Source organism: Streptomyces sp. NBC_01255, from assembly GCF_036226445.1.
Taxonomy (GTDB): domain Bacteria; phylum Actinomycetota; class Actinomycetes; order Streptomycetales; family Streptomycetaceae; genus Streptomyces.
Genome location: NZ_CP108474.1, coordinates 1,966,035 through 1,984,084 on the forward strand (window position 1 = coordinate 1,966,035; position 18,050 = coordinate 1,984,084).

14 protein-coding genes are annotated in these 18,050 nt (G+C 73.1%); 4 read left to right on the plus strand and 10 right to left on the minus strand.

Going from position 1 to position 18,050, the window contains the following annotated elements; translation table 11 throughout:
* Positions 1-135 precede the first annotated feature (135 nt).
* From OG357_RS08505 to OG357_RS08515, 3 genes are read right to left on the minus strand one after another with little or no spacing between them, the layout of a single operon-like run.
* Positions 136-2,535, minus strand: coding sequence for a xanthine dehydrogenase family protein molybdopterin-binding subunit (locus OG357_RS08505; protein WP_329620577.1), 2,400 nt, complete (start codon positions 2,533-2,535; stop codon positions 136-138).
* A 2-nt stretch (positions 2,536-2,537) separates the two neighbouring features.
* On the minus strand, positions 2,538-3,134 hold the full coding sequence (locus OG357_RS08510; protein WP_329620578.1) for a (2Fe-2S)-binding protein: 597 nt from the start codon (positions 3,132-3,134) through the stop codon (positions 2,538-2,540).
* A gap of 2 nt (positions 3,135-3,136) precedes the next feature.
* Positions 3,137-4,027, minus strand: coding sequence for an FAD binding domain-containing protein (locus OG357_RS08515; protein ID WP_024760265.1), 891 nt, complete (start codon positions 4,025-4,027; stop codon positions 3,137-3,139).
* Positions 4,028-4,335: 308 nt separating this feature from the next.
* Here OG357_RS08515 and OG357_RS08520 point away from each other — a divergent pair, with 308 nt between their 5' ends.
* On the plus strand, positions 4,336-6,033 hold the full coding sequence (locus OG357_RS08520; protein ID WP_329620579.1) for a PucR family transcriptional regulator: 1,698 nt from the start codon (positions 4,336-4,338) through the stop codon (positions 6,031-6,033).
* Positions 6,034-6,366: 333 nt separating this feature from the next.
* Positions 6,367-7,155 carry a hypothetical protein gene (locus OG357_RS08525; protein WP_329620580.1) on the plus strand — a complete coding sequence of 263 codons (789 nt, stop codon included), beginning with the start codon at positions 6,367-6,369 and terminating at the stop codon, positions 7,153-7,155.
* 68 nt (positions 7,156-7,223) lie between these two features.
* Here OG357_RS08525 and OG357_RS08530 read toward each other — a convergent pair whose 3' ends face one another.
* From OG357_RS08530 to OG357_RS08545, 4 genes are all read right to left on the minus strand, one after another.
* Positions 7,224-8,336, minus strand: a complete 1,113-nt coding sequence (locus tag OG357_RS08530; protein WP_329625526.1) for an ABC transporter substrate-binding protein — start codon at positions 8,334-8,336, stop codon at positions 7,224-7,226.
* A gap of 53 nt (positions 8,337-8,389) precedes the next feature.
* Entirely contained in the window at positions 8,390-9,232 is an 843-nt protein-coding gene (locus OG357_RS08535) for a DUF6042 family protein (RefSeq protein WP_329620581.1), read from the minus strand.
* Between the two features lie 61 nt (positions 9,233-9,293).
* The gene (locus OG357_RS08540) at positions 9,294-10,973 is read right to left on the minus strand and encodes a WD40 repeat domain-containing protein (RefSeq protein WP_329620582.1); all 1,680 of its coding nucleotides are present in this window, start codon (positions 10,971-10,973) and stop codon (positions 9,294-9,296) included.
* A gap of 86 nt (positions 10,974-11,059) precedes the next feature.
* The gene (locus tag OG357_RS08545; RefSeq protein ID WP_329620583.1) at positions 11,060-11,836 is read right to left on the minus strand and encodes a GntR family transcriptional regulator; all 777 of its coding nucleotides are present in this window, start codon (positions 11,834-11,836) and stop codon (positions 11,060-11,062) included.
* Positions 11,837-12,040: 204 nt separating this feature from the next.
* Between OG357_RS08545 and OG357_RS08550 the strand changes: the two genes are divergently transcribed.
* Together OG357_RS08550 and OG357_RS08555 are read left to right on the plus strand one after the other, a co-directional pair.
* A complete protein-coding gene (locus OG357_RS08550; RefSeq protein WP_329620584.1) occupies positions 12,041-12,916 on the plus strand; it encodes a (2Fe-2S)-binding protein in 876 nt (291 codons plus the stop codon).
* 204 nt (positions 12,917-13,120) lie between these two features.
* On the plus strand, positions 13,121-14,236 hold the full coding sequence (locus OG357_RS08555; RefSeq protein WP_329620585.1) for a DUF2637 domain-containing protein: 1,116 nt from the start codon (positions 13,121-13,123) through the stop codon (positions 14,234-14,236).
* A 34-nt stretch (positions 14,237-14,270) separates the two neighbouring features.
* Here OG357_RS08555 and OG357_RS08560 read toward each other — a convergent pair whose 3' ends face one another.
* The 3 genes from OG357_RS08560 to OG357_RS08570 all read right to left on the minus strand — a co-directional run bounded on the left by OG357_RS08560 (position 14,271) and on the right by OG357_RS08570 (position 18,024).
* Entirely contained in the window at positions 14,271-14,681 is a 411-nt protein-coding gene (locus tag OG357_RS08560; protein WP_329625527.1) for an ATP-binding protein, read from the minus strand.
* Positions 14,682-14,814: 133 nt separating this feature from the next.
* Positions 14,815-16,557: a pyruvate dehydrogenase gene (locus OG357_RS08565; RefSeq protein ID WP_329620586.1), complete on the minus strand. Its 1,743-nt coding sequence runs from the start codon at positions 16,555-16,557 to the stop codon at positions 14,815-14,817.
* A gap of 27 nt (positions 16,558-16,584) precedes the next feature.
* Entirely contained in the window at positions 16,585-18,024 is a 1,440-nt protein-coding gene (locus OG357_RS08570; RefSeq protein WP_329620587.1) for a protein phosphatase 2C domain-containing protein, read from the minus strand.
* Between the last annotated feature and the right edge of the window lie 26 nt (positions 18,025-18,050).

Consider the following 18,050-nt stretch of genomic DNA (forward strand, 5'->3'; position numbering starts at 1 on the left):
TACGGGGGTACTGCGGGTGCTGCGGTGGTGCTGGTACTGCGGGTGCCTGGTAGAGCGGGTACCGGGGGAAGTACTCCGGGCGGTGCGGGCTGGGAAGTGTGACGTTCCTGGGAGGCACACACCGCCCGGAGAGTCCTAGAGGGTGCCGGTGAGCGCCTCGGGGCGGACCGGCGTCTTGTTGAGCTCCAGGCCCGTCGCGGCCCGGATCGCCGCGAGGACGGCCGGGGTGGACGACAGGGTCGGGGCCTCACCGATGCCGCGCACTCCGTACGGGGCGTTCGGGTCCGCCAGCTCGAGGTAGTCGACCGGGATGGTCGGCGTGTCGAGGATGGTGGGGATCAGGTAGTCCGTGAAGGAGGGGTTGCGCACCTTCGCGGTCTTCGGGTCGACGATGATCTCCTCCATCACCGCGACGCCCAGGCCCTGGGTGGTGCCACCCTGGATCTGGCCGATCACGGAGAGCGGGTTGAGCGCCTTGCCGACGTCCTGGGCGCAGGCCAGTTCGATGACCTTCACCAGGCCGAGCTCGGTGTCGACCTCCACCACCGCGCGGTGCGCGGCGAAGGCGTACTGGACGTGTCCGTCGCCCTGGCCGGTGACGAGGTCGAAGGCCTGCGTGGGGCGGTGGCGCCACTCCTCCTCGACCTCCACGGCCTGGCCCTCGAGGACGTCCGCGATGGTGGCGAGGACGTCGCCGCCGTCGGTGACGACCTTGCCGCCCTCCAGGAGGAGTTCGGCGTTGGCCCACGCCGGGTGGTACGAGCCGAACTTGCGCCGGCCGATCTCCAGGACCTTCTCGCGGACGATCCCGCAGGAGTTCTTGATGGCGCCGCCGGTCATGTACGTCTGGCGGCCCGCGGAGGTCGAACCGGCCGAGCCCACCTGCGTGTCCGCGGGGTGGATGGTGACCTGCTGGACGCCGAGCTCGGTACGTGCGATCTGCGCGTGGATGGTGACGCCGCCCTGGCCGACCTCCGCCATGGCGGTGTGGACCGTGGCGACGGCCTCGCCGTTGATGACCTCCATGCGGATCTTGGCGGTCGAGTAGTCGTCGAAGCCCTCGGAGAAGCCGACGTTCTTGATGCCGACGGCGTAGCCGACACCCCGGACGACACCCTCGCCGTGCGTGGTGTTGGAGAGGCCACCCGGAAGGGCGCGGACGTCCGCGTCCTCGCCGGCCGCGAGCCACTGCTGCTCCGGCGGCATCGGGCGGGCCTTGACGATACGGAGCAGCTCGGCGACCGGGGCCGGCGAGTCGACGATCTGGCCGGTCGGCATGATCGTGCCCTGCTCCATGGCGTTGAGCTGGCGCAGTTCCACCGGGTCCATGCCCAGCTTCGCCGCGAGCTTGTCCATCTGGGCCTCGTACGCGAAGCAGGCCTGGACCGCGCCGAAGCCGCGCATGGCGCCGCAGGGCGGGTTGTTGGTGTAGAGGCCGATCGCCTCGATCTCGACGTCCTCGATGACGTACGGGCCGACCGAGAGGGACGAGGCGTTGCCGACGACCGAGGCCGTCGACGACGCGTAGGCGCCGCCGTCGAGCACGATCTTGCACTTCATGTGCGTGAGCTTGCCGTCCTTGGTGGCGCCGTGCTCGTACCAGAGCTTCGCCGGGTGCCGGTGGACGTGCCCGAAGAAGGACTCGTACCGGTTGTAGACCATCTTGACGGGCTTGCCGGTGCGGAGCGCGAGGATGGAGGCGAGGATCTGCATCGAGATGTCCTCGCGACCGCCGAACGCGCCGCCGACGCCCGCCATCGTCATGCGGACCTTCTCCTCGGGGAGGCCGAGGCAGGGGGCGATCTGCTTGAGGTCCGAGTGCAGCCACTGGGTGGCGACGTAGAGGTCGACGCCGCCGTCCTCGGACGGCACCGCGAGGCCGGACTCCGGGCCGAGGAAGGCCTGGTCCTGCATGCCGAAGGTGTACTCGCCCGTGACGATGACGTCGGCCTTCTTGGCGGCCTCGGTCGCGTTGCCGCGGATGATCGGCTGGCGGTGCACGATGTTCGGGTGCGGGACGTGACCGGAGTGGTGGTCGTCGCGGCCCTCGTGGACCAGGATCGCGTCCGGAGCGGTGGCCGAGGCCTCGTCCGTGATGACCGGGAGCTCCCGGTACTCGATCTTGATCTTCGCGGCGGCGCGGCGGGCGGTCTCCGGGTGGTCGGCGGCCACGAGGGCGACCGGCTCACCGTGGTGACGGACCTTGCCGTAGGCGAGGACCGGGGTGTCCTGGAACTCCATGCCGTAGTTCTTCGCGGCCGGCAGGTCCTCGTGCGTCAGGACGGCGTAGACGCCGTCCATCACGAGGGCCTCGGTCGTGTCGATGGACACGATCTCGGCGTGCGCGACGGTGGAGCGCAGGATCTGGCCCCACAGCATGTCCTCGTGCCACATGTCCGAGGAGTACGCGAACTCGCCGGTGACCTTGAGGGTGCCGTCGGGGCGGAGCGTGGACTCGCCGATGCCGCCCTTGACGTGGTTCTGCGTGACGTCGGTGGGCGTGCCCACCGGAACGGTGCGTGTGTTCTGAGTCATCGTCAGACCGCCTCTTCCTGACGCTCCTGGCGAGCGGCCGCGAGGCGGACCGCGTCGAGGATCTTCTCGTAGCCCGTGCAGCGGCACAGGTTGCCGGAGAGCGCCTCGCGGATGTCCGCGTCCGTCGGGGACGGGTTGCGCTCCAGCATCTCGTCGGCCGCGACGAGCAGACCGGGGGTGCAGAAACCGCACTGGACGGCGCCGGCGTCGATGAACGCCTGCTGGATCGGGGAGAGTTCGACACCCTCACCGGTCTGCGAGTCCTGACCGGGCTTCGCCTCCCACCGCTTGGCGGCGTCGAGCGAGGTGCCACAGGTGCCCGCGGCGCAACCGGCGTGCTCCGCGCGGTCCTTGGCGAACTCGGCGAGGCCTTCGACGGTGACGACCTCGCGGCCCTCGACCTGACCGGCGGCGACGAGGCAGGAACAGACCGGCACGCCGTCGAGGCGGACGGTGCAGGAACCGCACTCGCCCTGCTCGCAGGCGTTCTTGGAGCCGGGGAGGCCCATCCGCTCACGCAGGACGTAGAGGAGGGACTCGCCCTCCCAGACGTCGTCGGCTTCCTGGGGACGGCCGTTGACCGTGAAATTGACGCGCATGGTTATGCAGCTCCCTCAAGCGTGCGGCCGCTTCCGCGGTACTGCTCCCAGGTCCAGCCGAGCTGGCGGCGGGCCATGATGCCGACGGCGTGGCGGCGGTACTTGGCGGTGCCTCGGACATCGTCGATCGGGTTGGCGGCGCCCGAGCAGAGGTCGGCGAACTGCTTCGCGATCGACGGGGTGATGATCTTGCCGTTGTCCCAGAAGCCGCCCTCTTCGAGAGCCGCGTTCAGGAAGGCCTCGGCCTCCTTGGCACGGATCGGGGTCGGCGCGGCGGAGCCGATGCCGGTACGCACCGTCCGGGTCTCCGGGTGCAGGGCCAGGCCGAAGGCGCAGACGGCGATGACCATCGCGTTGCGGGTGCCGACCTTGGAGTACTGCTGGGGGCCGTCCGCCTTCTTGACGTGGACGGTCTTGATGAGCTCGTCGGGCTGGAGCGCGTTGCGCTTCACGCCCGTGTAGAACTCGTCGATCGGGATGAACCGGCTGCCGCGGACCGACTCGACCTCGACCTCGGCACCCGCGGCGAGCAGGGCGGGGTGGGCGTCACCGGCGGGCGAGGCGGTGCCGAGGTTGCCCCCGACGCCGCCGCGGTTGCGGATCTGCGGGGAGGCGACCGTGTGCGAGGCGAGGGCCAGGCCCGGGAGCTCGGTCCGCAGGTTCTCCATGATCTGGGTGTACGGAACGGACGCGCCGAGGCGGACGTTCTCCTCCCCGACCTCCCACTCGCGCAGCAGCTCGATACGGTTCAGGTCCAGGAGGTACTCGGGCCGCCGGTGGTCGAAGTTGATCTCGACCATGATGTCGGTGCCACCCGCAATGGGCACGGCCGTGGGGTGCTCGGCCTTGGCGGCGAGCGCCTCCTCCCAGCTGGCGGGGCGAAGGAAGTCCATGGTGGCTCTCTTCTAGTGCTTCTAGTGATCGGGGGTCGAACGCCTGGGCCCGGGGGGACGGCCGGCCCTCGACTTTCTTATTCATGTGCTGTTAACGCGGTGTGTGGCCTAGTACACAAGCCCACCTTCGCCCGGGTGCAGTCACCGAAAACATGAAGGAGTTGGCTGGCTCCCGTCGTCGTCTTGTAGATTCGAACGAAAGGCGGAGAACAGCAACCTCTCCGTTTTCCCCTGGAAACGGTGGCACCACGCCACCGTCGACAACGCGACACCCACGATCACCCACTCGAAGGAACGGCGGCGACACGATGCGGCTGCGCGCACTGCTGGAGAACGACGCGCTGGGGCTGCGGCTGCTCGGCGGCGACGACGAGCTGGACCGCACCGTCCGCGGTGTGATGACGACTGACCTCAAGGATCCCAGCCGGTACCTGTCCGGCGGCGAGCTGGTGCTCACCGGCCTCGCCTGGCTGCGGGACGCGGCCGACGCCGAGCCCTTCGTCCGGATCCTGGCCTCGGCCGGGGTGGCGGCCCTCGCGGCGGGCGAGGCGGAGCTCGGCGACATCCCCGACGATCTCGTACAGGCGTGTTTGCGCCATCGGCTGCCGCTCTTCGCGGTGAACGAGACCGTTGCGTTCGCGACGATCACCGAGCACGTTGTTCGACAGGTGTCCGGCGAGCGGGCGGGCGACCTGGCGGCCGTCGTCGACCGGCACCGGCGGCTCATGACCTCGGGACCGGCGGGCGGCGGACCCGAGGTCGTCCTCGACCTGCTCGGCTCCGACCTGGACCTCCGGGCCTGGGTCCTCTCCCCCACCGGCCGCCAGATCGCGGGCGCCGGCGAGCCCCTCGACAGCGGCCTCGCGGCGACCCTGGCGGGCGAGCACCTGGCCGCGACCCGGACCGGCCGGCGCGGCCCGCACCGGCTGAGCATCGCCGGAGCCACGTACTCGCTGTTCCCGATCCGCAACACCGGCAGGGGCCCGGCCCCCGCCTCCCGTGACGTGCGCGAGACGGTCCTGTCGGACTGGCTGCTCGCCGTCGAGGCGGACGCCGGGGACTGGCCCGCCGCCCGTCTTGACCTGCTCCAGGGCGTCACCCAGCTGATCGCCGTCGAGCGGGACCGGCGCGACGCGGCCCGTACGGTACGGCGCCGGCTCGCCCAGGAGGTCCTGGAGCTGGTGCAGACGGGCGCCGCGCCCGCCGAGATCGCGGCCCGTCTGCGGGTCGCGGCCCCGGTGCTGCTGCCCGGGCTCGGCACGTCCCCGCACTGGCAGGTCGTCGTCGCCCGCGTCGACTGGGAGCAGGAGGCCGGCCAGGGCAACGCCGTGGACGGCGGCCCGGTCGCCCAGGCGCTCCTGGAGGAGATCCTCGTCGACCCGGCGACCGTCGGGGCCGAGTCCGCGGACCGGATCGCCGTCGCGCACAGCGGCGACGAGGCGATCGCGCTGGTCCCGCTGGCCACCGCGCCGCTGCCGGACAGCGAGGACGAGGGCGCGGCGACCGCGCTCGGGCTGCACGCGGACGCGCTGCTCGCCGCCGTACGCGCCCCGCTCTCCTCCGGCCTCGCCGACGACGGGCGGCTCACGCTCGGCGTCAGCGCGGCCGTGCACTCGGCAGAGGGCCTGCGAGGGGCCCTGGAGGAGGCCAGGCACGCCCGCCGGGTCGCCGCGGCCCGTCCGGGCCGGGTCTGCGCCGCGGGCCACCACGAGCTCGCCTCGCACGTCCTGCTGCTGCCGTTCGTGCCGGACGACGTCCGCCGCGCGTTCACGGCCCGGCTGCTCGACCCGCTGCGCGACTACGACCGCCGTCACCGCGCGGAGCTCATCCCGACCCTGGAGGCGTTCCTCGACTGCGACGGCTCCTGGACGCGCTGCGCCACTCGGCTGCACCTGCACGTGAACACGCTGCGCTACCGGGTGGGCCGGATCGAGCAGCTCACGGGCCGCGACCTCTCCCGTCTGGAGGACAAGCTCGACTTCTTCCTCGCCCTCCGGATGAGCTGATCCACCGCTGATCCACAGCCGATCCCCGGCTGATCCACATGCACTCGCGTCCTGCGGATTCACTCTTTCGGTGGAGTCCGCAGGAGTGACATCCGGGCTGGTGGCGGCCCGTCGGCCAAAGCGTCCGACGGGCCGCGCCGGGGCCTGATCCCGGGCCCGACGGTCATCTGACGGGCTGTCGGCCGCCGCCCCGACGACGGCGTCCGCCCGCCCCGGACTCTTGTGAATTCTTTCACCTGACCCCTTGGCCAGGTGCTGCCCTTCGTGCTGAGATGCGGGTCTACTCAACAGCTCAATGGCGCGCTCGGGGAGGGCAATGTGGCGGATACCGCCATGTCTGGTTCCGAATCAAGGGGTGGCGAAGATCCGTCCCTCGCCTACGGCAAGGAGACTCCCGTGGAGACCGCCATATGGCGGCTCCGCTCCCGAGGTTGTTGGACGGACGCGGCAGCGCTGCTCGCCCCGTACGCGACCGAACCGGCCGCCGCGCTCGAACGGGCGGCCCTGCTGATCGAGCGCTGTCTCTACACCGAACAGGGCTGGGCCGACGCCGAGGAGGCCCTCCGGGCGGCCGAGGCGGTCGCCCGTACCGACGAGGAGCGCGGGGCCGCCGCCTGCGAACGCGGCTATCTCGCCTACGCGTCCACGCTCCTCGGGGTACGCGACCGGGCCGACGAGGCCCGGATGGCCCTGGGCCGGGCGGCGGCCCTGATCGGGCCCTCGGCCAAGGGCCGGCCCCTGCTGGACCTCCGGCGCGGGCTCATCGCCCAGAACCTCGGCGACTCCCCGCAGGCGGCCCGTGCCGCGTACCGCAGGGCGCACGCGGGAGCGACGGACCAGGGGGACTCGCTGCTGCTCTCCTCCACCTGGCGCCATCTCGCCGGACTGGCCCTGCGGGAAGGCGAGTTGGCGGAGGCCCGGCACGGCTTCGCCGAATCGCTGCGGATCCGCGAGGAGTTGGGCTATCTGGTCGGCACGGCCCCGGCCCTCACCGCCCTCGCCGACACGGAGACCGAACCGGAGGCGGGCCGGCTGCGCGCCGAGGCGAGGCGTCTCTTCCGGCTCCTCGGCGGCGTCCCGACCTGGCTGTCGGCACAGCTGACTCCCCGGACGGCGACCTGAAATCGCCGACGGGAACACCAAGATGACGTTCCCTCGGTTGTCGTGCGATGTGCCTCCACACCGGTCTCTCAGCCGGTGTGGAGGATGCGGAAGCGATCGGGTTCCGCCGGGTCCCGGTCGGTGACCTGGATGGGCGCCCATGCCCATTGCCACACGCCGATGCCCGGCGGGCGGGTGAAGCGGATCGGCCCTCGGGTGCCCTCAGCCGTCACGTGCGGCCATGCGGCGGCGACGGCCGACCGGTCCGTGCCATGGGCGCGCAGTGCCCCGGCGAGGACGGTGACGGTGTCCCAGCCCTCGAAGGCGACGAACGAGGGTGCCTCGCCCAGCCGTTCGCGGAGCTCCTTCCCCACGCGTTCGCCGAGTGGGCCGAGGTGCTCGGGCAGGTAGCGCAGGAACGGGATCCCGGCGCCGTCCGCGCCGAGCGCTCCCACCCATTCGGCGAACTCCGGCTGTCCGGCCGGGGCTCCGACGAGGAGCTCCGCGAGCCGCGGGTCGCTCCGGACGGCCCGGACGATCGGGACCGCCGGCTCCGGGTGGCCGACCAGCAGGAGGAGCGCCGCCGCGCCGTGGTCGACGAGGGCGTCGCACAGGGCCTCGGGGGTGAGGTCGTTCGTGTCGAGTTCGACGACGGTGCCGCCGCGGGGAGCGACGTGGTCCCGCAGGACGCGGGCCCCGGACGCCCAGTAGACGCTCGGCTGGGTCGCCACGGCGATCCGGTGCCGGCCGGTGCCGAGGAGGAAGTCCGCGTAGATCCGCCAGCCGCGGGACTGGGCCGGGGCCAGCCGCGCGACCCACTCCGTCGGCTCCTCGGTGAGCGTGTCGAGCACCGCGGACGAGCAGAGGTACGGCACGCCGAGGGCGTCGGCCCGGGCGGCGACGGCGCGGGCGACGACGCTGTGGTACTCGCCCACCACGGCGGCCACGCCCAGCCCGGCCAGTTCGTCCACGGCCGCAGCGGCCCGTACGGGGTCGGCCGCGGTGTCCCGGACCACCAGCTCCAGTGGCCTGCCGTCGATCCCGCCGGAGTCGTTGACCTCACGGACGGCCAGGTCGAGCCCGGCGAGCAGATGGCGGCCCGCCCCGACCCAGCCGGGGCGCGTCAGCGGGACGAGAGCGCCGAGGCGGACGGGCGACCCGTCCGTTTGCTCCGCTCCGGACGGCGATGGCGGAGTGTTCACCCTGGTGATCATGGCGCCCATTGGATCCGCCACCGCCGCCGACGGGCAACCGCTTATCCGTTGGTGCCGTCGTGCCGGATGACGAACACGTGATCCTCGTCGTACCGCTGCCAGTCCGGTACGAGGTGGAAGCGCTGGTGGTCCTGGAGGTCCCGCGCCGAGGCGACCGGCACGCGGGGGATCCCCCGGTAGAGACGGACGTGCCCGTCCTCCACCAGGTCGTCGAGGGCGGCACGGAGTTCGTCGGGGCCCAGGCCCACGGCCTCGGCGAGACGGCCCGGCGTGGTGAACAGTTCCCCGGGGCGGTCGAGGGTGTGGTCGAGGTAGTCGGTCAGTGCCTGCCGCCAGGGCTCGACGGCCTCGCTGCGGCGTAGCTCCCCGATGCTCGCCCTCAGGTCCTCGGGGAGATCGAGGACGTCCTCGGGGAGCGGCAGGTACTCCGGCATCGACCACCGGCCGTCCTCCATGCGGGCGATGCCGAGAGCCAGCATCGTGCCGACGAGGTCGCGGATCGTCGCCGGTACGGGGAAGCCGCCCGCCCGCAGGGCGCCTTCGCCGGCCGCGCGGCGGGCCGCCGCCTCCGCCCGGAGCTCGGCCTTCTCCTCGGCGTCCTCCGTGGCGTCGAGGGTCGCGGGATCCAGCCAGAGCACCGGCGAGTCCAGGTCCTCGCCCAGTCCGCGGAGGAAGTCGCGCGGAGAGTCGCCGAACACCTCCCGCGCGACCTCGTCGAGCGTCCCGGTCACGGGCCGCGTCGCGGCCGTGCCCAGGAGCATGCACATCAGCATGGCCTGGTACCCGGGCAGCACGTGCATCCACCCGCTGGGGAACCAGCCGTTGTGCACAGCGAAGTCGCCCATCCCCGGCTCGGTCTTCCCCGCGCCCTGATCAACCGTCATGGCCGTCCTCCCACATGTCAGCGGCATACTCACCCGCTCAACGGTCACGACCCCGCCGAGGTCACCGTTCGGAGGACGATTCGCGCGATGATCGGAAGAACTTCTCCCGGGATCGCGGTACGAGGCACACCAGGCTCTCGTCGGTGCCGACGAGCAGCGCGCCCGCGCCGGTGACCGCGACCGCGCGGACCGGGGGGCCCGGGCGGAAGGAGAGCGTCGCGCCGCCCTCGGGGCGGTGGAGTTCGACGAGGCCGTCGGCCCAGGCCGCGGCGACCAGGGGGCCGTACGGGGTCTCCGCCGCGTGCAGGGAGACCACCGGGGAGCGGCGTTCCGCGAGGGGTTCGGGGCGCGGGTCGCGGCCCGGGGTCCAGAGCCGTACCGTCCCGTCGGCTCCGCCGGAACACACGAACGGCGTCTCGGACTCCACGGCGGCGACCGCCGTGACCCGGCCGCTGTGCGGAGCCGCCTGGTGCAGGCCGGTGAGGCCGAAGGCGTGCACGGAGCCGAGCCGGTCCCCCACCACGACCGAGCCCGCGATCGCCGCGAGGGCCGTGCCGGGGTGGCGGGCCAGGGTCTTCGAGACGGCCTCGGTGAGACGTTCCAGGTACGGGGCGCGGGGCACCGTCCCGCGGACGGAGTGCAGCCGGCCCCGGTCGTCCAGGAGCAGCACGGTGCCGTCCGGGGCGGGCGCGAGGGCCGTGACCCGGCCGGGGACGGTGTGCGGGAGCCGCCCGGCGGAGCTCGCGTCGGCCTCGTGGAGCAGGCGCACGGTGCCGGTGCGGTCGCCGACGAGCAGGGTGCCCTCCAACGGGCCGCCCGCCGCCCCGAGTACGGCGACGGGCCCCGGCCAGGGCGGTGTCAGGTCGCCGCGGTTGCGGGCCCAGCGGAGCCGCCAGGCGGCCCCTTCGGCGAGCTCGGCCAGCGCGGGCCGCAGCCGGGGGTCGGCGCCGTCGCCGAGTGCGGCGAGGAGCACCAGCGCCCGTTCCGCGGGGGCCTGGGCGCGGCAGAGCGACTGCCCGGCCCGCAGCCAGGCGGTCCTGAGCCCCCCGTGGTCGTCAACTCCGGCCTCTCCGGAGCTTTCACCGGTTCCGGTGACGTACGCGGTGGTGACGAGCAGCGGGTCGGCGGCGCACACGGCGAGCGGGTCGGAGAGGTCCGGCAGCGGGCGCGGGGACTCCGCGGGGGCACCGTCGGCGGGGGCCGGCTCGCCGTCCGCGTCCAGGTCCACGACCGTCGCGCGGCGTGCGGCACGCAGGGTCCCGGGCGCCGGGCTGCCGGTGCGGGCCTCGACGACGAGCCGGACCCGGCCCACCCCGGCGAGTTCGCCGATGAGTTCCGTGAGCGCGGCGGGCTCGGCGGCGGCGTGGAGGTCCGTGAGGAGGAGGACGGCCCGGCCCGAGGGCCGCGCCTCGCTGGTGGCGAGGGCGTGGACGAGTTCGTCCGGCGACCTGGCCACCACACCGAGCAGGTCGGCGATCGTCCAGGTCGCGCCGAGCGCGCTCTGCCCGGCGAGCGGGACGAGCACCCGGGGCGTGCGGCGGCGCCGGCCGCCCGCGCGCGGGCCGTGCGCGGCGAGCCAGTCGAGGAGGGCTGTCTTGCCGCTGCCGGGGGCGCCGGTGACGAGGCAGAGCCGGGGCGCCTCCGGGTCGGTGAGCCAGCCGAGCAGGGCCGCGGCCTCGGCTTCCGTACCGGTGACGGCTCGGCCTCCCTCCCGTGCCGGGGGCGGGGTCGCGGACGGCATGGGACACCTCACGGACGACGCGGTGCGGGCGGTCTGACGTCAACGACCTTAATGCTCCGGACACCCTCCGGGGGGTGTGTCGTGGATCAGTACTCGGATCCGGCGAAGTGCTCCCGGACGAGCGACTGGACGACCGCCAGGTCCTGGGCGATCAGGGCGTCGAGCAGGGCCGTGTGCTCGGCGGCGTCGGCGACGAGCTCGCCGTGGCGGAGGGCGGGGGCGCTGATCAGCGGCCACTGGGAGCGCCGGTGGAGGTCGTCGGCGACGGCGAGCAGCTGCTCGTTCCCGGCGAGGGAGAGGACCGCCCGGTGGAAGGCGCGGTCGGTCTCCGCGTAGTGGGCGCGGTCGCCCCTGGCGGCGGCTGCCCCGGTCGCCTCGGCGAGCGGGCGGAGGTCGGCCCAGCGGGCGGCCGGGACCGTGCGGGCGAGCCGCAGCATGACGGGGACCTCGATGAGCGCGCGGACCTCGGCGAGCTCGGCGAGCTCGCGCGGGGTGCGCTCGGTGACGCGGAAGCCGCGGTTCGGGACGACCTCGACGGCCCCTTCGACGGCGAGGCGCTGCATGGCCTCGCGGACGGGGGTGGCCGAGACGCCGAAACGCTCGGCGAGGGCGGGGCCTGAGTACACCTCGCCGGGGACGAGCTCGCCGCCGACGAGGGCGGTGCGGAGGGCTTCGAGGATCTGGTCGCGTACGGAGTGCCGCTGGACGACGCGCGGGGCGGGGGCCGGGACGGCGGCGGGGCGACGCGCCGCCGGTTCGCCGTGCGTGTGCTCGCCACGGGCCTGTTCCGGTACGCGTACGGCGTCGCCGGAGGGCGGGTACGGCCTCTCCGTCGCCCGCTCGCGCGCTGCGCCCTGCTCCACCCGGGTCCTCCTGCGGCCTCGTGCCGGGCCCGGCTCGCGATACCCGGGTCCCCTGTGCACCATAGGCGAACGGACCGACATTTGGGGCACGGGGGGCCTGCCCGCGGGACCCGGGGGTGGACGCGGCCCGTGCGGTGGTGAGAGCCGATCGAGATTCGGGTAAGGTAAGGCTTACCTGCTAACGATCGCGATTCGGTGGTCCGCATGACCGTCCCCGCTCTGTTGCCCGCACCCCTGACCTCGCCCGTCGCGGCCTCGTACGCCCGGCTCGCCGAGGTCTTCTCCGGCCTGCGGATAGAGGAATCGGCCCCGGACGAACGGCTGCCGCGCGGCGCCGGCTGGGTCGGCGCCGAAGAGCTCGCGGCCGGCGGATCCGCCCTCGACGCCTTCCTCGCCTGGGACAACGCCCAGGTGCTGCGCGACTACGGCACCCAGGCCCGCCCCGACGTCGTCGCGAGCTTCGGACTGCACCGCTACGCCTGGCCCGCCTGCCTCCTCGTCACCGTCCCCTGGTTCCTGCACCGGAGGGTGCCGCGGCTGCCCGCGGCGAACGTGTCGTTCCAGCGCGCGCTCGGCCGCATGTCCGTCAGCGTCGAGGAGTTCGCCTGCCTGCCCGGCGACCCCGCCGCGGCCCTGCCCGGCGCCCGCGTCCTCGCCGACGAGGAGGCGCTGCGCACCGAGGTGCGCGCCTCGCTCGCCGAGCACTTCGAGGCGATCCTGGGCGGTTTCGGCCCCCGGATGAAGCGCGGCCGCCGCGCCCTGTGGGGGATGGCCACGGACGAGATCGTCGAGGGCCTCTGGTACATCGGCGCCCTGCTCGGCGAGGAGCAGCGGGCGATGGCCGAGCTCGAACTCCTCCTGCCGGGCACCACCGCCACCCGCAAGCCGCACAAGCCGTACGCCGGTTCGGCCGGTTTCCGCGAGCTCGCCGGCACCGAGGGTCCGGACGGCGCCCCGCGCGCCACCCGCGACCGGGCGACCTGCTGCTTCTTCTACACGCTGCGCCCCGAGGACACCTGCCTCACCTGCCCGCGCACCTGCGACACCGAGCGCGTCCGTCGTCTGGCCGCGACCGCCTGAGGCTCCCGGGTGATTACGCCACCCGAACGGGTGGCCTCAATCGAACCCAACCCCCTTCCCTTGCACGGGTGTTCGACCAGATCGCACCTATTCGTATGCCCTGGGACCCCGATGGCGTGCTCTTGCCCCGAAACCGCTTGAGCGCCGCGCGGGGTCGGCCAGTATGGGCCGCCAAACGCCCTACTGCGATGCAAGGGACACCGCATGAGACTGACCGACATATCGCTGGACTGGCTGCTTCCGGGCGGCGTGATGGTGGCCGGGGTCCTGACGGCGGTGGCGGTGCTCGCGCGCGGGAAGCGCGCCGGTGACCAGGCCGCGGCCGAGGACTCCTGGGAACGCAACGAGGAGCGCCGCAGACGCAAGGAGGCGGTGTACGGAACGGCTTCCTACGTCCTGCTCTTCTGCTGCGCCGCGGTCGCGGCGGCGCTCTCCTTCCACGGACTCGTCGGCTTCGGCCGGCAGAACCTCAACCTCTCCGGAGGCTGGGAATACCTCGTCCCCTTCGGCCTCGACGGCGCCGCCATGTTCTGCTCGGTGCTCGCCGTCCGCGAGGCCAGCCACGGCGACGCGGCGCTCGGCTCGCGGCTCCTGGTCTGGCTGTTCGCCGGCGCGGCCGCCTGGTTCAACTGGGTGCACGCCCCGCGCGGCCTGGGCCATGACGGGGCACCGCAGTTCTTCGCGGGCATGTCCCTCTCGGCGGCGGTCCTCTTCGACCGGGCGCTGAAGCAGACCCGCCGGGCCGCGCTCCGCGAGCAGGGCCTGGTGCCCCGCCCGCTGCCGCAGATCCGGATCGTACGGTGGCTCCGCGCTCCCCGGGAGACCTTCGCGGCCTGGTCGCTGATGCTCCTGGAGAACGTAAGGACGCTGGACGAGGCGGTCGACGAGGTGCGCGAGGACCGGCGGGAGAAGGAGCAGAACCGGCTCCGCCGACGCGACCAGGTCAAGCTCGACCGGGCGCGGCTCAAGGCCATCAACCGCCAGCACCGCGCCTTCGGGCTCGGCCGCGGCGGCGGCACCGACCGTCAGGTCGAGATGGCGGCACTGGGCGCCGCGGGAGGCACCGGTACGGGCGCGGGCCCGGGTTCCGGATCGGGTACGGGCTCCGGCTCCGCGACGCCGGCCGTGCAGGCCGCCGTCGCGGAGCCCGCCATAGCGGATCCCGGACAACTGCCGCTTCGACCCCGGCCCTCCCTGCAAGCCGTGCGGGGCGCCGAGTCCCGCACGGTGGACCTCACCGCTGAGGACGACACCCAGACGCTGCCCCGGCTCGACTCCCTGGAGCGCAAGCTCAAGGACCTGGAGCAGCAGTTCGGCTGAACAGGGACCAACGGAAATCCGGCGGGGCCGCCTCTCAGGCGGCCCCGCCGTTCAGTTCGAACCAGACCACCTTCCCCGCCCCGTGCTCCTCGACTCCCCAGGAGTCGGCCAGCGCCTGGACGAGGACGAGCCCCCGGCCGTGCGTGCGCGTACCGTCGTCGGCTGGCGGTACGCGCGGTGGTTCGAGCCCGGGGACGAAGTCGCGGACCTCGACCCTCAGCTGCTCGGGGACGACCGTCGCGGTCACGACGGCCCCGTGCTCGGTGTGGACCAGGGCATTGGTCACCAGTTCGCTGGTGAGCAGTTCGGCCACGTCGGAGGCGCCCGGTCCGCCCCATTTCCGCAGCAGTTCTCGCAAGGCATGTCGCACCTCCGGCACCGCGGTGAGATCCGCGCATCCCACCTTCCTGAGCAGTTGAGTCGGCTGTCGCGCCTCCCCGGCCATAACCCCCACCCACACGTCGTCGAACAGGCTCACGGGGATGCATGCCCCACGGGGGCGCCCGCATTCCCTCGGAGCCGGGCGACTCGGAGCGAGGTCGGAGCCGGGGATCGGAGCCGTGGGCCAGAGCCGGAGGTCAGAGCCGGGGGACGTTGCGCAGGTTGGAGCGGGCCATCTGGAGCATGCGGCCCACTCCGCCGTCGAGGACGATCTTGCTGGCGGAGAGGGCGAAGCCGGTGACCATGTCGCTGCTGATCCTGGGCGGGATGGAGAGGGCGTTGGGGTCGGTGACGACGTCCACGAGGGCCGGACCCTTGTGCTTGAAGGCGTCCTTGAGGGCGCTCGCGAGCTGCTTGGGCTTCTCGACGCGGACGCCGTAGGCCCCGGCGGCGCGCGCGATGGCCGCGAAGTCGGGGTTCTTGTTCGTCGTCCCGTACGAGGGCAGACCGGCGACCAGCATCTCCAACTCGACCATCCCCAGCGAGGAGTTGTTGAAGACCACGACCTTCACCGGGAGGTCGTACTGGACCAGGGTGAGGAAGTCGCCCATGAGCATGGAGAATCCGCCGTCGCCGGAGAGCGACACCACCTGCCGGTTGCGGTCGGTGAACTGTGCGCCGATGGCCTGCGGCAGTGCGTTCGCCATCGAGCCGTGGCTGAACGAGCCGATGATCCTGCGCCGTCCGTTCGGCGAGAGGTAACGGGCCGCCCAGACGTTGCACATGCCGGTGTCGACGGTGAACACGGCGTCCCCGTCGGCCAGTTCGTCGATGACGGAGGCGACGTACTCGGGGTGGATCGGGACGTGCTTCTCGACCTTGCGGGTGTACGCCTTCACGACGCCTTCGAGCGCGTCGGCGTGCTTCTTGAGCATCTTGTCGAGGAAGCGGCGGTCGGTCTTGGCCCGGACGCGCGGGACGACGCAGCGCAGGGTCTCGCGGACGTCGCCCCAGACGGCGAGGTCGAGCCGGGAGCGCCGGCCGAGGTGCTCGGGCCGGACGTCCACCTGGACGATCTTCACGTCGTCGGGCAGGAAGGCGTTGTACGGGAAGTCCGTGCCGAGCAGGATCAGCAGGTCGCACTCGTGGGTGGCCTCGTAGGCGGCGCCGTAGCCGAGCAGACCGCTCATACCGACGTCGTACGGATTGTCGTACTGGATCCACTCCTTGCCGCGCAGGGCGTGGCCGACCGGTGCCTTGATGCGCTCGGCGAACTGCATCACCTCGGCGTGCGCGCCCGCCGTGCCGCTGCCGCAGAAGAGCGTCACCCGGTCGGCCGCGTCGATCATCCGGACGAGCGCGTCGATCTCGTCGTCACCCGGCCGGACGGTGGGGCGGGAGGTGACGAGCGCGGTCTCCGCCGCCTTGTCGGGGGCGGGCAGGGAGGCGATGTCGCCGGGCAGCGAGACCACGCTGACGCCGCTGCGGCCGACTGCGTGCTGGATCGCAGTCTGGAGCAGCCGGGGCATCTGCTTCGGGTTGGAGATGAGTTCGCTGTAGTGGCTGCACTCGCGGAAGAGCTGGTCGGGGTGGGTCTCCTGGAAGTAGCCGAGGCCGATCTCGCTGGACGGGATGTGCGAGGCGAGGGCCAGGACCGGGGCCATGGAACGGTGGGCGTCGTACAGGCCGTTGATGAGGTGCAGATTGCCGGGGCCGCAGGAGCCCGCGCAGGCGGCGAGGCTGCCGGTGATCTGGGCCTCGGCACCGGCGGCGAAGGCGGCCGTCTCCTCGTGCCGCACCTGGATCCAGTCGAGCGCGGGGGTGCGGCGGATGGCGTCGACGACCGGGTTCAGGCTGTCCCCGACGACGCCGTACAGACGCTTCACGCCCGCGCGCACGAGGATGTCGACGAACTGTTCTGCGACGTTCTGTTTGGCCATGGCTCCATCAACACATGACCCGGCGCGTTACGCCTCCCAGACGGCCACCCCCGTACGGTCGTCGGCGTAACCCGTCACCCTCAGCTGGGTGTCGGCGAGGAAGGCGGCGAGACCGGGCGGTTCCTGGCCGCCCCAGCGGGTGGCGAGCTCGCGGGCGAGGGCGGGTTCGCCGCGCATCGGTTCGGCGAACCCGGGCGAGGCGAGGAGCAGGGTGTCCCCGGGGCGGGCGACGGAGGCCCGGAAGCGGAACGGTTCGGCGGGCGGCGGCACTGGCTCCTCGATGAACGGACCCGGTGCGGTCGTGACGCCGAGGTTCATGGTGAGCCGGTCGCCCTCCTCGGGCCCGGCCTCGGCCTCGGTGTCGGCCCCGGTGTCGGCCTCCGTCTCGGCCTCGGAGCGGCCCTCGGGTGAGGGCGGCGAGCCGAAGCCGACGACGGGGGCGCCGGTGACGGCGGCCGGTTCGGGCAGGAGCGGTTCGATGTCCTGCCAGGAGCCGTCGCGGAGCCGGAACAGGCCGCCGCCGCCGATCCCGAAGAAGACCCGTGTACGGCAGTCGGGGTCGGCGGGGACGAGGAGGCAGCGGAGGGTCGCGGTGTACTCGTCGGAGGCGAGGCCCCGGTCGGCGGCGCGGGCGCGCAGCTTGCCGTACGTACGGTCGGTGAGCCGGTGCAGTCCGGACTTGAGGTCGCCGCGGCGGCCGGTCCTGATGTCCTCCGAGAGCCGGGCGTGGCTGCGGCCGACGGCCTCCGCGATCCACTGGCAGGCGTCGGCGGCGGCGAGGTGGGCGTCCTCGGCGGCGCGGGAGCCGGCGGCCACGGCGACGAGGACGAGCGCGGCCTCGTCGTGGCCGAAGCGGGCGGTGAGCAGGGCGTCGCGGCGGGGTTCGCCGCGGTAGCGGGCGGAGTCGCCTCGTACGGATGCGGCCCGCAGGGTGCAGGTGCCGTAGCGGGCGCCGTCGAGGACGGTGTCGGCGACCAGTTCGGCGAGCTCGCCGGGGCGGGCGATGGGCAGGGCGGTGGGTTCGGACTCGTAGGTCGGCGGTCTGCTGCCGATGAACCCGGCGGCCCTGGGGCGGGGCACGGGCACCTGGACGGTGAGGTCGGCGCCCGCGCCGATGTCCGGGTCTCCGTCGGCCGGAGGCACCGGCACCCGGACGGTGGGTGTCTCGACCGGCGGGGCGACCGGGGGCGGCGGCGGGGGCGGCGGTGCCGGGAAGGAGCGCGGTCCCGCTTCGGGTGCTTCCCAGGGCGCCCGGTCGGACAGGACGGGCGGCGGCGCCGTCCGGGGGTCCTCCGGCTTCAGGTCCGGCTCCAGGTCCGGGTCCGGGTCCGGGCCCGGCGGGCCCGTGGCGGCGCGGGGCGCCGTGGCGAAGTGGTCGTCGAGTGTGTCACCCGAGACCGCCGGGGCCGTGTCCGGCGCCGACTCGTCGTAGAGCTTGTCCCACCAGTTGTCCCCCTGCTGAGTCATGCCCTTATTGTCCACCGCGCACGGCG

Coding starts and splice junctions, on each gene's coding strand:
- OG357_RS08535 (WP_329620581.1), bottom strand. CDS start 9,232: ATGACGGTTGATCAGGGCGCGGGGAAGACCGAGCCGGGGATGGGCGAC.
- OG357_RS08515 (WP_024760265.1), bottom strand. CDS start 4,027: ATGGACTTCCTTCGCCCCGCCAGCTGGGAGGAGGCGCTCGCCGCCAAG.
- OG357_RS08550 (WP_329620584.1), top strand. CDS start 12,041: ATGACCGTCCCCGCTCTGTTGCCCGCACCCCTGACCTCGCCCGTCGCG.
- OG357_RS08570 (WP_329620587.1), bottom strand. CDS start 18,024: ATGACTCAGCAGGGGGACAACTGGTGGGACAAGCTCTACGACGAGTCG.
- OG357_RS08520 (WP_329620579.1), top strand. CDS start 4,336: ATGCGGCTGCGCGCACTGCTGGAGAACGACGCGCTGGGGCTGCGGCTG.
- OG357_RS08540 (WP_329620582.1), bottom strand. CDS start 10,973: ATGCCGTCCGCGACCCCGCCCCCGGCACGGGAGGGAGGCCGAGCCGTC.
- OG357_RS08565 (WP_329620586.1), bottom strand. CDS start 16,557: ATGGCCAAACAGAACGTCGCAGAACAGTTCGTCGACATCCTCGTGCGC.
- OG357_RS08525 (WP_329620580.1), top strand. CDS start 6,367: ATGTCTGGTTCCGAATCAAGGGGTGGCGAAGATCCGTCCCTCGCCTAC.
- OG357_RS08505 (WP_329620577.1), bottom strand. CDS start 2,535: ATGACTCAGAACACACGCACCGTTCCGGTGGGCACGCCCACCGACGTC.
- OG357_RS08510 (WP_329620578.1), bottom strand. CDS start 3,134: ATGCGCGTCAATTTCACGGTCAACGGCCGTCCCCAGGAAGCCGACGAC.
- OG357_RS08555 (WP_329620585.1), top strand. CDS start 13,121: ATGAGACTGACCGACATATCGCTGGACTGGCTGCTTCCGGGCGGCGTG.
- OG357_RS08560 (WP_329625527.1), bottom strand. CDS start 14,681: ATGGCCGGGGAGGCGCGACAGCCGACTCAACTGCTCAGGAAGGTGGGA.